The 14,957-nt window shown below is 69.9% G+C and carries 10 protein-coding genes and 1 pseudogene; 3 read left to right on the top strand and 8 right to left on the bottom strand.

Annotated features, from left to right (window positions below; translation table 11 throughout):
* The 6 genes and pseudogenes from AC1DQP_RS01720 to AC1DQP_RS01695 all read right to left on the bottom strand — a co-directional run.
* Nucleotides 1-183 (bottom strand): annotated as a pseudogene (locus AC1DQP_RS01720) (MlaA family lipoprotein); the annotation flags it as partial.
* Nucleotide 184: 1 nt separating this feature from the next.
* Nucleotides 185-496 (bottom strand): STAS domain-containing protein, encoded by a 312-nt coding sequence (locus AC1DQP_RS01715; RefSeq protein WP_457318118.1) that lies wholly within the window; start codon nucleotides 494-496, stop codon nucleotides 185-187.
* The gene (locus AC1DQP_RS01710; protein WP_457318117.1) at nucleotides 486-1,142 is read right to left on the bottom strand and encodes an MlaC/ttg2D family ABC transporter substrate-binding protein; all 657 of its coding nucleotides are present in this window, start codon (nucleotides 1,140-1,142) and stop codon (nucleotides 486-488) included. The genes AC1DQP_RS01715 and AC1DQP_RS01710 overlap by 11 nt, the downstream gene beginning before the upstream one ends.
* A complete protein-coding gene (gene mlaD, locus AC1DQP_RS01705; protein ID WP_457318116.1) occupies nucleotides 1,139-1,666 on the bottom strand; it encodes an outer membrane lipid asymmetry maintenance protein MlaD in 528 nt (175 codons plus the stop codon). Before mlaD ends, AC1DQP_RS01710 begins: the two co-directional genes overlap by 4 nt.
* 77 nt (nucleotides 1,667-1,743) lie before the next feature.
* Complete coding sequence (locus AC1DQP_RS01700; RefSeq protein WP_256776120.1) at nucleotides 1,744-2,493, bottom strand: MlaE family lipid ABC transporter permease subunit; 750 nt, start codon at nucleotides 2,491-2,493, stop codon at nucleotides 1,744-1,746.
* Nucleotides 2,493-3,281, bottom strand: coding sequence for an ABC transporter ATP-binding protein (locus AC1DQP_RS01695; protein WP_457318115.1), 789 nt, complete (start codon nucleotides 3,279-3,281; stop codon nucleotides 2,493-2,495). The genes AC1DQP_RS01700 and AC1DQP_RS01695 overlap by 1 nt, the downstream gene beginning before the upstream one ends.
* Nucleotides 3,282-3,493: 212 nt before the next feature.
* On the opposite strand from AC1DQP_RS01695, the gene recC reads away from it, so the two are divergent.
* From recC to recD, 3 genes are read left to right on the top strand one after another with little or no spacing between them, the layout of a single operon-like run.
* On the top strand, nucleotides 3,494-6,841 hold the full coding sequence (gene recC / locus AC1DQP_RS01690; RefSeq protein WP_478051000.1) for an exodeoxyribonuclease V subunit gamma: 3,348 nt from the start codon (nucleotides 3,494-3,496) through the stop codon (nucleotides 6,839-6,841).
* Nucleotides 6,838-10,491, top strand: a complete 3,654-nt coding sequence (recB, locus tag AC1DQP_RS01685; protein WP_457318113.1) for an exodeoxyribonuclease V subunit beta — start codon at nucleotides 6,838-6,840, stop codon at nucleotides 10,489-10,491. The genes recC and recB overlap by 4 nt, the downstream gene beginning before the upstream one ends.
* A complete protein-coding gene (gene recD / locus AC1DQP_RS01680; protein WP_457318112.1) occupies nucleotides 10,488-12,401 on the top strand; it encodes an exodeoxyribonuclease V subunit alpha in 1,914 nt (637 codons plus the stop codon). The genes recB and recD overlap by 4 nt, the downstream gene beginning before the upstream one ends.
* A gap of 13 nt (nucleotides 12,402-12,414) precedes the next feature.
* Here recD and AC1DQP_RS01675 read toward each other — a convergent pair whose 3' ends face one another.
* Both AC1DQP_RS01675 and AC1DQP_RS01670 read right to left on the bottom strand, forming a co-directional pair.
* Nucleotides 12,415-12,810, bottom strand: coding sequence for a hypothetical protein (locus AC1DQP_RS01675; RefSeq protein WP_478050999.1), 396 nt, complete (start codon nucleotides 12,808-12,810; stop codon nucleotides 12,415-12,417).
* Nucleotides 12,811-12,894: 84 nt separating this feature from the next.
* Nucleotides 12,895-14,952, bottom strand: coding sequence for an FUSC family protein (locus AC1DQP_RS01670; protein ID WP_457318110.1), 2,058 nt, complete (start codon nucleotides 14,950-14,952; stop codon nucleotides 12,895-12,897).
* Between the last annotated feature and the right edge of the window lie 5 nt (nucleotides 14,953-14,957).

Below are 14,957 nucleotides of genomic sequence, written 5' to 3'. Positions count from 1 at the left end.
GGCCGGTGCGGCGCTTGCCGCGGCCGGCACGCTGGCCGTGTCGTCGACCGCGACGGGGGCGTCGACCGGCGCCGAAGCGTCCACGGCCACGCTGGCCGGTGCGGCCTCGCGGGCGGGCTTGCCGGCACAGGCGGTCAACGCCAGGGCGAGCACGACGAAGGGGAGGTTGCGTATGACGTTCATGTCAGCTCGCGGCAGAGGGGGCATTGAAATCCAGGGACGGCGCCAACCGGTAGGCTGCGCTGAGTTCGGTGAAGCCGGCGGGAGCGCCGTTGAAACGCGGTTGGATGCCCATGCTGCGCAGGCGCGCGGCCAGTTCGGCCAGCAGCGCCAGGCCGGCGCTGTCCAACCGCGGCACCGCAGTCAGGTCCAGCACCTGCGCATCGGCGGTGGCCTGCAGCGACGGCCACAAGGCCGTCACCGCGGCACGATCGAGCACGCCGCTGAACACCAGCGACGTGCCCTGCACGCTGACGCTGGCCGGGTTACTTGCCACTCGGGGCGGCCTGCATGCTGCCGTTGCGCAGCTCGGTGGCCACCTGCTGGATCGACTTCTGGCGCAGCGGGGCGTCGAACTGGGTCTTGAAGGTCTGCACGTAGGAGATGCCTTCGATCATCACATCGAAGATCTTCCACTGGCCGCCGACGTTGCGCATCAGATAGTCGACCGGAGTCGCTTCGCTGCCGGCGCGCACCAGTTCGGTGGACACCTTGACGCCGCGGTTGCCCGGCAGCGGCGATTCGGACTTCAGGCGGAAGCTGGGCTTGCCCTGGATATCCAGCAGTGCCGAGCCGTAGCGCTGCATCAGGTTGTCGGCCATGGCATCGGCGAACAGCTTCACATCGGCGTCGGAGGCGCCACGGCCGTGCACGCCCAGCACCAGGCGGGCGGCGTAGTCGCGGTCGAAGGTCTTGGTCAGCTCACCGTTGATGAAGCCGCGCAGCGCGGTCGGGTTGCTGCGGAACTCGGTGCGGCGCTGCTGCAGGGTGGACAGGATGCGCGTACTGGCATCGAGCACGACGGTGCTGGCCTGGCCCTGCTGGGCGCTGGCAGCGGCCGGTGCGGCCTGGGCGAAGCTGAGCGAGGGAGCACCGGCCAGCAGGGCCGAGGCGAGCAGGACCGGGATCAGTTTGGTTTTCATTTGTGCGCTTCCGTAGCCGGCGCTTCCGCACCGGGAGCATCCTGGGGAGCGGCGCCGCCGGTATTGGCCGGGCCACTGAACATGTATTTGCCGACCAACTGCAGCAGATCCACCGCCGGCTGGGTGAACACGATCTCGTCGCCGGACTTGAGCACGTCCGGATCACCGCCCGGCTGCAGTCCGATATAGCTCTCGCCGAGCAAACCGCTGGTGAATATGCCCGCCGAGGTGTCGGCCGGCAGGTCTTTGAACTTGCCGTCCAGCTTCAGGGTGACGATGGAATCGAACTTGGTCGGGTCCAGCTCGATGCCGGCGACCTGGCCCACCACCACGCCGCCGATCTTCACCGGCGCCTGTTTGCGCAGCTGCCCGATCTGGGTGAAGCGCGCCTTGAGTTCGTAGCCGTCGCCACCCAGGCCCCACCGTTGGTTGGTGGAGGCCATGGCCAGCACCAGCAGCGAGGCCAGCGCCAGCAGCAGGAAAGCGCCGACGGAAAATTCGAGTCTGGGACCGCGGATGGCCATGGGGTTATCTCACTGTTCTTTTGTCAGGTTCCCCGACGGGTGCCGGGGCGGGGTTGCGTTGCATGCCGTTCCGGGAATTACCGGAACATCATGGCCGACAGCACGAAGTTGAACATCAGCACCAGCAGCGAGGCGTTCACCACCGCGCGGGTAGTGGCCACCGAGGTGCCTTCGATGGTCGGCTCGGCGTGGAAGCCGACGTACGACGCCACCAGTGCCGCGGTACCGCCGAAGATGGCCGACTTCAGCATCGCCACGCCGAAATCGTCCCAGAAGTCCACGCTGTTGCTCAGCGCCGACCAGAACACGCCATTGTCCAGGCCCAGCACGTGCACGGCCTCGAAGTAGCTGGCGCTGATCGCCATCGAGCAGAAGATGCCGGTCAGCAGCGGCACGGTCAGCACCGCTGCCCAGAAGCGCGGCGCCACCACCTTGGCGACCGGATCGATGGCCATCAGTTCCAGCGCCTTGATCTGGTCGGTGGCGCGCATCAGGCCCAGTTCGGCGGCGATCGAGCTGCCGGCGCGGCCGATGAACAGCAGCGCGGTCAGCACCGGCGCCAGTTCGCGGTACAGCGACAGGCCGAGCAGTGTGGACAGCGCGTCGGCGGCGCCGAAGGTGGTCAGCGTGCGGTAGCCCTGCAGGGTCAGCACCAGCCCGACGAAAGCACCGCCGACGGCGATGATCGGCAGCGAGCGCGCGCCGACCTTGTAGATCTCGCGGGTCAGTTCGGCCAGGAAGTCGGCGGTCGGCAGCGAGCCGCGCAGCACCGTCAGCGAGAACAGGCCGGCGCGGCCCAGCGAGCGGGTGGCGTCAACGAACGGCATCAGGCAACCCTCGCGCGCGGCGCGGCATCGAACGGAATCGGACCATCGGGCTGGCCATGCAGGAACTGCCGCAACAGCGGGTCCTGGCTGGACTCCAGCGCGGCCGGGCTGCCCTGGAACACCACGCCACCATTGGCAATGGCGATCACCTGGTCGCAGATCGGCAGGGTCTCATGCACATGGTGGCTGACGATGATGCTGGTCAGCCCCAGGCTGTGGTTGAGACGCTGGATCAGGCTCATGATCACCCCCGAGGCGATCGGGTCCAGCCCGGTCAGCGGCTCGTCGTAGATCATCAGCGGCGGGTCCAGCGCCAGCGCACGGGCCAGCGCCACGCGCCGGGCCATGCCGCCGGACAGCTCGCGCGGCCAGGCATCGGCGGCGGCCAGCAGGCCCACCGCGTGCAGCTTCATCTGCACCAGCCGGTTCAGTACGGCCGCGGGCAGACGGGTATGGGTGCGCAGCGGCAGGGCGACGTTTTCGGCCACGGTGAGGTCGGTGAGCAGGCCATTGCCCTGCAGCAGCACGCCCACGCTCTTGCGCATCTCCAGCAGCGCGCCGGTGCCGGTGGGGATGGGCTTGCCGAACAGGGTGATCTCGCCGGCCACCGGGCGCAGTTCGCCGGTCAGCGCCGCCAACAAGGTCGACTTGCCGCTGCCCGACGGCCCCAGCACGGCGGTGATGCTGCCGCGCGGCACCTGCAGCGACACGTCGCGCAGGATGCTGCGACCGCCGCGATCGATACGCACGTTGGACAACTGCACCAGAGGTTCTGCGGAAGCCGTCATGGAAGCCATTAACAAAATTCCAACGTTGTAAGATCGTGGTGAACGGCTGAACATAACCGAACTGGACCGTGCAGTATTGTCGCACGACCGTTACCGGTCGGCCTGAGACCGCGCTCGCAACACACCGTACCGGGCGACGACAGCCAGGTCGTAGGGCCAGACCGTCGCCGGCCACCCTCGTGATCGTGCGACGGCTGCGGCACACTGGCGCGATGACTGATGCTGCGTCCGACTTCCGCCTGTACCACTCCAATTCACTCGACGTCCTGGCCGCCTTGCTGGCCACCGCGGTGCGTACGCCGGTGCCGGGGCAGTCGATCCTGGTCCCGGAGGTGGTGCTGATTCCGCAGGTCGCGATGCGGCGCTGGCTGCAGTCCACCCTGGCGGTCGAGTATGGCATTGCCGCCAATCTGGAATTCCTCACCCCCGGTGAGTTCGTCGCGCGCGCGCTCAACGCCAACGTCCCGGGCGAGCACGATGACCTCAGCGCTGCCGCTTTGCGCTGGAAGCTGTATGCCGCGCTGCGTGATCCGGACCTGCTGGGGCAGGCGCCGATGCGCGCGCTGCAGGCCTACCTGTCGGCCGCCGATCCGCTCAAGCCCTGGGCGCTGGCCGGCGAGCTGGCCGCGGTGTTCGAGAAGTACCAGGCCTGGCGCCGCGACTGGCTGCTGCGTTGGGAAGCCGGTGCCGACGCGCAGGATCCACAGGCGATCCTGTGGCGGCACATCGCCAGCGGCCACCAGTACCGCGCCCGTCGCATCGATGCTTACCTGTCGCGCTTCGAAGGGGCAGGGCAGGCACTGCCACAGGGCCTGCCGGCACGGGTGTTCGCCTTCGCCACGCTCAACATTTCGCCCGACGTGCTGCGGGTGATGGCCACCCAGGCGCGGGTCGGCACGATGCACTTCTACCTGCCCACCCCGACCCAGGCGTATTGGGGCGACCTGCAGACTCTGGGCGAGAAACTGCGCAGCGGCGCGCCCGATCCGTTCGGCGACGCGGCCGGCGAGAACCGCCTGCTGCAGGCCTGGGGCGCGGCCGGGCGCGACTTCATGGCGGTGCTGGGCAGCTACGAGGTAGTGCATCCGTCCGGTGAGATCGCCGCCTATGACGATCCCGAAGACGATGCGCGTGCGGACATGGACGCGGGTGGACTGTCCGACAGCCTGCTGCATCGGCTGCAACGCGATCTGTTCCACCGCCGTGGACAGCCCTCCGGTGAGCGCCGCGATGGCCTGCGCCGCGACGATCCCAGCCTGCAGGTGCATGCCTGCCATACCCGACTGCGCGAACTGCAGGTGCTGCACGACCAGTTGCGCGGGCTGCTGCAGGACCCGCGCTTCGAGCCGCCGTTGCAGGCCCGTGAGATCGCGGTGCTGGCCCCGGACATCGACCCCTACGTGCCGTACCTGGAAGCGGTGTTCGGCGGTCGCAGCGGGGGGGACGACCACATTCCGTACGCACTGGCCGATACCAGCCCCTTGGCCGGCGAGCCGCTGGCCGATGTCTTCGTGCACCTGCTCGGCCTGCCGGTGTCACGGTTCGGTTTGAACGAAGTGCTGGACCTGCTCGCCAGCGCGCCGCTGGCCGAGGCGGCCGGGCTGGATGCGGCCGACTTCGATCGCCTGCACGACTGGCTGCAGGCCGCCGGCGCGCGCTGGGGGCTGGATGCCCACCACCGCAGCCAGCACCAGGCCCCGCGCGATGATGCCTTCACCTGGCAGTTCGCGCTGGATCGCCTGCTGCTGGGCCATGCCAGCGGCAGCGACGGCGATATCGCCGGCGTGGCGCCGTGGCCGGAGCTGGAAGGCAGCGCGCTGGAGGCGCTGGACCGCCTGCTTGGGCTGTTGCGCGTGCTGGCCCGGTACCAGAAGGCGCTGGGCGACGCCTTGCCGCCGGCACAGTGGCGCCAACGCCTGCTGGCGCTGCTGGACGCGCTGCTGCCCGAGCCGCCGCAGGCGGCCAACAGCCAGCGCGCGCTGGAGCGCCTGCGCAAGCTGATCAACGAATTCGCCCGCGATGCCGAGCAGGCCGGTTTCCACGGCACGGTGGCACCGGAAGTGCTGCGTGCGCACTTCGCCGGGGTGCTGGCCGAGGCCGACACCCGCGCCCCGCTGCTGACCGGTGGGATCAGCTTTGGCCGCATGGTGCCGATGCGCCTGCTGCCGTTCCGGGTGATCTGTGTGCTGGGGCTCAACGACGGCGATTTCCCGCGCCGCGACCCGGCTGCCGGGCTCAACCAGCTCACCGCCGAACTGGGCACCGCCAGGCGCCGGCATGGCGATCGTTCGTTGCGCGAGGACGACCGCTTCCTGTTCCTGCAGCTGTTCGCCTCGGCGCAGGACGTGTTCTACCTGAGCTATCTCGGTGCCGACCCGCGCGATGGCAGCGTGCGCGAACCCTCGGTGCTGGTCAGCGAACTGATCGACGCCGCCGCCGACTACCACCTGGCACCGGCCAGCGCGGCGAGGGAGCTGACCGTGCGCCACTCGCTGCAGCCCTTCGCCCCGGCCGCGTTTGGCGGCGGCGATGAGCCGCGGCGTTTCAGTTATCGCCAGCAGTGGCACCCGGCCGCCGGTTCGCTTGGCGGACAGCGGCGCGCGCTGGCGCCGTGGTTCGACCAGCCATTGCCGATCCCGGACACGTTGCCCGGCGAGGCCGAACTCAGCCTGGACGCGCTGCGCCGCTTCCTCACCGACCCGGCCAGCCAGTTCCTGTCGCAGCGGCTGGGCCTGCGCCTGCCCGAGGACCTCGGCGATGCCGATGACGTGGAACCGCTGGTCATGGCCGCGCGCGGCAGCGATACGTTGCTGCTGCGGCAGGCGGTGATCGAGGCCACCCTGGACGGGGACGATGCGCCGCTTTATCCGCGGCTGCGCGCCCGCGCGCTGCTGCCCTCCGGTGCGCTGGGGCAGCGCCAGTTCGAGGCGCTGCAGGCCCAGACCCGCCCCTACGCGCAGGCGCTGGCCCAATGGCAGGCCGGCACCGACGCCGACAGCCGCCGGTACGAGGTTGAGATCGACGGCGTGCGCCTGCACGGCCGCATCGACGGCGTGCATCCGCACGGCCTGGTGCGGCTGCGCCCGGGCCCACTCAACGGGCGTGCGGCGATCCGCCAGGGATTGGACTGGCTGCTGGCCAATGCCGCCGGCGACGCGCTGGCGCTGGTGCAGTTCCACGATGCGGATGATGACGGGCTGGGCCCGCACGTGCTGCCACCGTTGCCGCCCGAGCAGGCCCGGCAGGTGCTGCGGCGCCTGCTGCACCTGCGCAGCGAAGGGCTGCGCGCGCCGCTGCCATACGCGCCGTCCACCGCGTGGGCGATCTACACCGCCGCCGAGGCCAAGCGCGAAACCGAGGGCCGGGCAAGGTGGTACGGCAGCGACCGGACGTGGGGTGAATCCAGCGGCGCCGGCTACCCGCTGGCCCTGCGCGGACGCGATCCCTTCGCCACGCCAGACAGCTACCGGCAACTGCTGCACAACAGCTTCGTGGTCTTCACCGCGGTGCGCGAGGGCCGGGTATTCCCCGGCTTCGATGACCAGGGCGCGACAACATGAGTGACCACGACCTTCTCGACGATCCCTACCTGACGCTGCCGCTGGACGGCGTGCGCCTGATCGAGGCCAGTGCCGGCACCGGCAAGACCTTCACCCTGGCCACGCTGTTCACCCGGCTGGTGGTGGAGAAGGGCTGGCGCATCGGCCAGATCCTGGCGGTGACCTTTACCGATGCGGCCACCCAGGAACTGCGCAAGCGCATCCGCGAGCGGCTGGCGCTGGCCGCGCAGCTGGTCGAGCGCGCGCCGACCGATGCGGACACCCCCGAGGTGCTGCTGACCCGGATGATCCTGCAGCGCCAGCTGGCCTTGGGCGAAGAAACGCCGGCGGCGCTCGCGCGCCGGCTGCAGACCGCCGCCGATGAAATCGACCTGGCCTCGATCTTCACCATCCATGGCTTCTGCACCCGCGTGCTGCGCGAACACGCCCTGGAGAGTGGCCATACCTTCGATCCACCGACCCTGTTGCCCAGCGAACGCGCGCTGCACGACGAACTGGCCGCCGACCTGTGGCGCGTGCATGCCAACGATGCAGCCACCGTGGATGCGTTGACGCGGCTGTGGTCCACGCCCGAGGCGCTGGCCGGTGACCTGACCACGCTGATCAAGCCGCTGCCGCTGTTACCGCCGGTGCCCATCGGGTTGGACCACGATCCGCGTCCGGCGCACGCGCTGGCCGCGCGCCAGTTCGCCGCCGACTACCGCCAGCACGGGGAAGCCTTCCTGGGCGACGTCTGTGCGGCAGTCGAGAACAAAGTGCTCAACGGCAACAGCTACAAACTGGCCTGGCTGGAACCATTGGCCGTGCAGCTGCACCGCTGGGCGGCCGATGACACGCCGGGCGCAACCTTGGATGCCGACCCCGAGCGGCTGCGCCGGCTGACCGTCGAAGAACTCACCGCGCGCACCAACAAGGCCCACGCGGGCAGGACGCCGCAGTCGCCGCTGCAGCACGCCCTTGCCGTGTACCTGGCCGCGGCCGATGCGCTGGCGCTGTGGCAGCGCGGCCAGGCGACCGCCTTCCTGCACGCGCTGCGCGACCAGGCCCGCGCGCGCTTGGCCGAGCTCAAGCGGATCGGCCGGGTGCAGACCTATGACGACCTGATCGATGGCGTCGCCGATGCGCTGGAAGGCCCGCACCGCGATGTGCTGGTGCAGCAGCTGCGCGCGCAGTACACGATCGCGTTGGTGGATGAGTTCCAGGACACCGACGACCGCCAGTGGGGCATCTTCCAGCGCGTGTTTGGCGATTCGGCAGAAACCCGCGCTGCCGGTCTGGCGCCGGCGCTGTTCCTGATCGGCGATCCCAAGCAGGCGATCTACGGCTTCCGCGGCGGCGACATCCACACCTATCTCAAGGCCAAGCGCCAGGCCGATGCCGCGCCGCCGCTGGACCGCAATTTCCGCTCGCGCCCGGCAGTGCTGCACGCCATCGAGGCGCTGTACACCCATGCCGGCGACGGCGCCTTCCTCGAAGCGGACATCGGCTTCGAGCCGGTGCATGCGGGCAGCACGCGGGTGGATGCCGATTTCCTGCGCGACGGGGTTCCTGCGCCGGGCCTGACCGTGCGCGTGCTGCACAACAGCGATGGCGGCACTCTCAAGGCCGATCCGTCGCGGCAGCAGGCCAGCGATGCCTGCGTGGCCGCGATCCACCAGCTGCTCAGCGATGCCCGCCAGGGCCGCGCGCTACTGCGTGGTCAGCCGGTGCAGCCCGGCGACATCGCCGTGCTGGTGCGCTCGCACCGCGACGCCACGCGCATCCAGCACGCGCTCAGCGCGGTCGGCATTCCGGCGGTGGCCGCCGGCAAGCAGAGCCTGTACGCCACGCCCGAGGCGCAGGACCTGCGCCTGCTGTTGCTGGCGCTGCTGCAGCCGGCAGACGAAGGGCGCCTGCGCGCGGCATTGTCCACCGTGTTGCTGGGCGAAGACGCCGCCGCGATCGATGCGATGGAGCGCGAGGGCGACGCGCAGCGCAGCGTGCAGATCCGCCTGCTGCTGTGGCGCGAACGCTGGCAGCGCGGCGGACCGTTCGCGGTGATCGCCGACCTGTGCGCCGAACACGCCGAACGTCTGCTCGGCCTGCTCGATGGCGAGCGTCGGCTGACCAATTACCTGCAGCTGGGCGAACTGTTGCAGCAGGCCGCCGCGCAGACGCTGGGCATGCATGGCCTGCTGGATTGGCTGCAGGTACAGATGGCCCACGCCGACCAGAACGACGAACAGCAGCTGTTGCGGCTGGAATCGGACGCGCGCCGGGTGCAGATCATCACCCTGCACAAGAGCAAGGGGCTGGAGTATCCGCTGGTGTTCCTGCCGTTCGTCGGCATCGGGGGCAGCGCACCCAATACCGATACGAACTGCACGGTGTATGCCAACGGCCGCCGCGAGCTGCACTGGAAACTGGACAAGGACGAGGCGTGGAGCGCGGCCAGCACGCGCAGCGCGCAGGAGCAGGAGGCCGAAGATGCGCGCCTGCTGTACGTCGGGCTGACCCGCGCCGAACACGCGTTGTGGATCGCCGCTGGCGATCTGGCGGGGCTGGCCAAGACCCGTTTGGCGCCGATGCTCTCGGACATGGCTGCACTACGTGCGCATCCGGACATCGCCGTGGTCGACGGGCCGCTCGAACCGCGCCCGCCGCAGCTGGCGTTCGAACGCGACGGCGAACTACCGCCGGTGCGCGCGCTGACCCGGCGCATCCCGCACGACTGGTGGGTGTACAGCTTCACCCAGCTTGCCCACGCCGATGCCGGCCACGACACCGACGCGGCCGCCACTGAAATTCCCGCACCGGCCGCTGATGAACCGGTCGGCGTGGACCTCACCCTGGACGCCGAGCAACCGGCGTTGCCCAGCGAGGAGGTCATCGACCCGCGCTTCATGGGCAGCCGCTTCGGCAACGTGCTGCACGATGCGCTGGAAAACACCGACTTCGCGCGCTGGGCGCACTGGCAGCCGGGACAGCCCGCGCCGGACGATGAAGCGCAGGTGCTGCGCGCCTGTCTGGGTGAAGAAGGCTATGCCGATGAAGACCTCGACGATGGTGTGGCGGTGCTGACCGCACTGGTCGGCCAGACCCTGACCGTACCGCTGCCCGAAGGGGGCGCATTGCACGATCTGCCGGCCGATGCGCGCCGCGCCGAAATCGAGTTCCACTTCGCCATGCAGCCCACGGCGGTGCCGGCACTGCTAGAGCTGCTGCACGCGCACGGCCTGGTTCGCGAGCGTCGCGGCTTCGGCGTGCGACGGCGGCTGGAGGGGCTGATGACCGGCAAGATCGATCTCACCTACGTACGCGATGCGCGCTGGTACGTGCTCGATTACAAATCCAACCGCCTGCCCGGCTACGACGCCGCGCGGTTGCAGAGCGCGATGCAACACAGCGAGTACGACCTGCAGGCGCTGATCTACACCGTGGCGCTGCACCGCTGGCTGCGCTTCCGGCTGGGCGCGCAGTACGACTACGCCCGCGACATGGGCGGCATCCGCTACCTGTTCTGCCGTGGCCTGGATGCCGCGCGCGCGGACAGCCCCGGCGTGTACGCACACCGCTTCGACCCGGCGCTGGTCGATGCGATGGATGCGCTGTTCGCCGGTGGCGAACAGGCCCAGGCCCGCATGGCCGCACGCGCACGGGGTGAGGCATGAGCCTGCTCACCGCCCTGCAACGCGGCAACGCGCTGCGCACCCTCGACCACGCGCTGGCGCAGAGCCTGCGCCGGTTGCAGCCGGACACCCCCGATGCGGTGCTGGCGGCCGCGGCGCTGGCCTCGCTGGCGGTGTCGCAGGGGCATGCCGGGCTGGATCCGCGGCACCCGCAGCGCCTGGTCGACACCGACGTCGACTGGCCCGACGCCGAAGCCTGGCTTGCGCAGCTGCGCGCTTCGCCGTGGGTGGACGTGCCGGCCTCGGACGCTGCCGAGGCCACCGCCGACCGGCCGCTGGTGCTGGAAAACGGGCTGCTCTACCTGCGCCGCTACCGTGAGTACGAACGTCGCCTGGCCGCCGGCCTGCAACGCATCGCGACCCATCCGCTGGCCCAGCCCGATCCCGGCGCGCTGGCGGTGTTGTTCGGGCAGTTGTTCCCGCAGGCGCACGACGGTACCGACCACCAGGCCCGTGCCGCCGGCGTGGCGCTGCGCCATCCGCTGGTGCTGGTCACCGGCGGGCCCGGTACCGGCAAGACCACCACCATCGCGCGCCTGCTGGTGCTGCTCGCCGCGCAGGCGGCGCAGGCCGACCAGCCGCTGCCGCGGGTGGCGCTGGCCGCGCCCACCGGTCGCGCCGCCGAACGCATGGCCGAAAGCCTGCGCGTGGCCGTGCAGCGACTGCGCCTGGTCGGTATCGCCCCGGCACTGTGCGATGCCATGCCCACCACCGGCACTACCCTGCATCGCCTGCTTGGGACCATTCCTGATTCACCGCGCTTCCGTCACCACGGCGACAACCCGCTGCCGTTCGATGTGGTGGTGGTGGATGAGGCGTCGATGATCGACCTGCCGCTGATGACCAAGCTGGTCGAGGCGGTCGCCTCCGGTACCCGGCTGGTGCTGCTCGGCGATCCGGACCAGCTGCCGTCGGTGGAAGCCGGCGACGTCCTCAGCGCGATCCTGCGCGCCAGCGGCGATGGCCTGGGCACCCGCGCCGACGATGCCGACGCATTGCGCGCGCTGTTGTCACCGGCCACCCTGCAGCCGCTGGCCGCCGGCAGGCGCTTCGGGGGCCGACGCGTGCAGCTGCAACGCGGCTATCGGCAGACCGATGCACTGGACCTGGTGCCGCTGGCGCATGCCGTGCGCGACGGCGACAGTGACGCCGCGCTGGCGCTGCTACGCAGTGACCGGCTGGCTGGCGTGCACTTCCATGAAGACCAGACCGATCCGCTGCAGCACCGCGATCACCTGCTGGCGCACTGGCGCGGGTTGGGCGAGGCCGCCGATCCGGCGCAGGCACTGGCCAACGCCGGTCGTATCCGCCTGCTCACGGCCGTACGCGAAGGCGCGCAGGGCGCACGTGGACTCAACGCCCGCATCGAAGCCCTGTTGGCCGGGGTACCGCGTCCGGGCATGGCGCCGGGTTATTTCCATGGACGTCTGCTGTTGATCACTGAAAACAGCTATCGCCATCGCCTGTTCAACGGCGACATCGGCATCTGCCTGCGGGATCGACAGGGCGCAGTGACCGCCTGGTTCCCCGGCGACACGCCCGACCAGCCACGCGGCTTCCATCCGGGCGCATTGCCGGCGCATGAAAGTGCGTTCGCCATGACCGTGCACAAGGCGCAGGGCTCGGAGTTCGACGAGGTCTGGCTGCAGTTGCCGCGTCGCGACAACCGGGTGCTGTCACGTGAGCTGGTCTACACCGGCATGACCCGCGCGCGGCAGTCGCTGCATGTGCTGGGCAGCGCGGAGGTCATCCAGGCCGCGCTCAAGCGGCATGCCAGCCGCATCTCCGGGCTGGCCGCGCGCCTGCATGGCCCGCCAGACGCGCCAGACGCATCAGAACCGCCGGTGGGCGACACAGCGGTCGCCGCACCGGCGCAGGGGCAGTTGTTCTAGCCCCGCTCCCGGCTTATTCCGGAATTACCACGGTGCCATCGGGGAACACGATGGCGCCGTCACCGCTGACATCGAAGAAGCCCAGCTRGTGGGTGTTGGCCAGCACCTGCACCAGGCCATGCGCGTTCTCGGCCACTTCATCATCGAAGGACGCGTAGATGACGTGCTGGCCGACGCTGTAGTCGGTCACTTCCGGGCGGTCATCCTCGTCATCGGCCAGGGGGCCGTCCATCGGCGGGAAGTGCTCGGCGAGCGCGGCGAAGAACGCCTGCAGCGCCGGCACCGACACCTTCGGATCGTCGTAGTCGTGCGTCTCGTTCCACTCGGTCTGCGCGTCGTACCACTGCAGGAAGGCGTCCGCCTCACGCGGGGCGACGGCGGGGTCGAACACCATCAGGTCGTAACTCATCGGGAATCACCTTGATCCATGCGCAAATGCATGCGTCAGGATAGCCCTGATCGGCGCGGACCGGCCGGCCCGTGCGGGGCCGGTTCAGCGCGGCGCCGGCAGGCCAGGCGCCGCGGCGGCCGTAACGGCAGGTGCATCGGCCACCGGTGCGTCCGGGAACAACGCATAGCGCAGCCCCAGCACGCCCATCAGCGCCTCATCGCGCGCCTTGCCCGCGTCCACGGTCTGAACTCGCTTCAGCGAGGCCTCCAGCTTGGCCTGCAGGCCGGCCGGTGCCGGCAGCGGCGCCCGCCGTGCCACCTGCGCGCGATAGTGCGCGCCCACATCGTCCAGGATCGATTCGATCGCCTGCATGCTGGCCGGCGGCAAGCCATGGCGGGCGCGGCGCAGCTGCAGGATGTTCAGGCCGATGCGCGCTTCGGTAAGCATGTCCACCGAGGCGATGTCGCTGCCTTCCGGGGTCGCCGCCAGGCGCGGGGCCAGCAGGCCGAGCAGGTCCAGCATGCGCGCGGCGAACTGCTGGCGATCCTGCTGGCCACGGCCTTCGGCGGCCTCGGCCAGCGTGGTCCAGCCCTGCCGCACCAGCCGGCGTGCGGTCCATTCGGCACCGACCGAGCGGAACAGCCGGGTCATCACCACCGCAAACCCGATCCCGATGAACATCGCCACCGAGGAATTGATGAAGCTCTGGATGTTGGCGTTGTAGGTGTTCTGCACGTTGAGCAGCGCCACCAGGTTGACCGTCAACGGCAGCCCGATCAGCGCGGTCTGCGGCTTGTGCAGCAGCAGGCCCAGCGGCAGGAACACCACCGCCAGCACCAGCGCCAGGCTGCCGAAGTCATGCACCGCCGGGAACACGCCGAACAGGTACACCCCGGCCACCAGGCTGGCCACGATCGCCCACAGCAGGAAGGACAGCATGCTCGGTGCCGGATCGTCCTGCGCGGCGAAGAACGCAGCAGCCACCGCGGCCATCATCGCGCCGTTGCCACCGCCTTCCCAGCCCAGCCCGATCCACAGCGCGCAGTAGGTCATCAACGCCACGCCGGCGCTGGCCGCCGAGAACAGCGCCATGCCGTAATCCACATGCCGTGCATCACTGCTGCGCGTGGCGCGGATCCGGTAGTGGGCGGTATCGCGCGGCGCGCTGCCCTGTTCGATGGCGTCCTGCAGGGTGCCGCAGTCCTGCCACAGGTCCACCAGCTCCTCCAGCCGCAGCAGCAGGGTCACCAGCAGCAGGTGGTCCAGCTCGCCGTCCACCGCCGGCTTGAGCGCCAGGATGCGGGCGCGCAGCGCGGCGTATTCGCTGGCGCTGGAGCGGCCGGGCTGCTCCAGCCACTGTGCGATGTCGGTCACCAGCGGCTCCAGGCCCGGCGGCAGCGCACGGCCCCCGGCGCGCAGCGCGCCCAGGCGGTCTGCGATGGAAGACAGCACCGGCAGCATCAACAGCATGCGTTCGCGCAGCCGCTCCATCGACACCGCCGCGCCGGCATGGCGGGGATCGTCGCGACGCAGGAACTCGATCAGCGCCTCGAACTGCACCAGGTCGGCGGCCAGCCGGTTGCGCGGGCCATGCGCCTGGCCACGCAGCAGGATCTGCCGCGACCACTGCGCCGCATCGCCCATCCAGTTGCTGACCCGCGAGCGCAGCATCGGCCGCACCGAGGTGGGGAAGAACAGCGAGGCGAACAGCACCGCCACCACCGTGCCCAGGATGATCTCTTCGCTGCGCGCCACCACCGTGTCGAAGATGGTGTCCGGCGAGGTCACCGCCGGGAAGCCGATGAAGGCGGTGGTGTAGCCGGCCAGCAGGAACGCGTAGCCGCGCGGACCACGGTTGAGCAGGGCGATGAACAGGCAGCCGGACAACCACAGCGACATCGCCGCGCTCAGCAGCAGCGGCATTTCCACCAGGTGCGGCAGCATCCACAGCGTTGCCGCACCGGCGATCAGGGTGCCGACGATGCGGTACACGCCCTTGGCGCGGGTGGGGCCGAGCATCGGCTGGGTCACGATGTAGACCGTGGCCATCGCCCAGTACGGGCGCGACAGGTTGCCGGCCAACCCGATGTACAGCGCGGCCAGCGCGGCCAGGAAGGTCTTCACCGAAAACAGCCACGCCTGACGGTCCAGCAGCACCATCGCGT

The organism is Stenotrophomonas sp. P5_A8, assembly GCF_056400545.1.
Note: the sequence above shows the minus strand (reverse complement) of the source record. Positions and strands in the feature narration are given on the sequence as shown.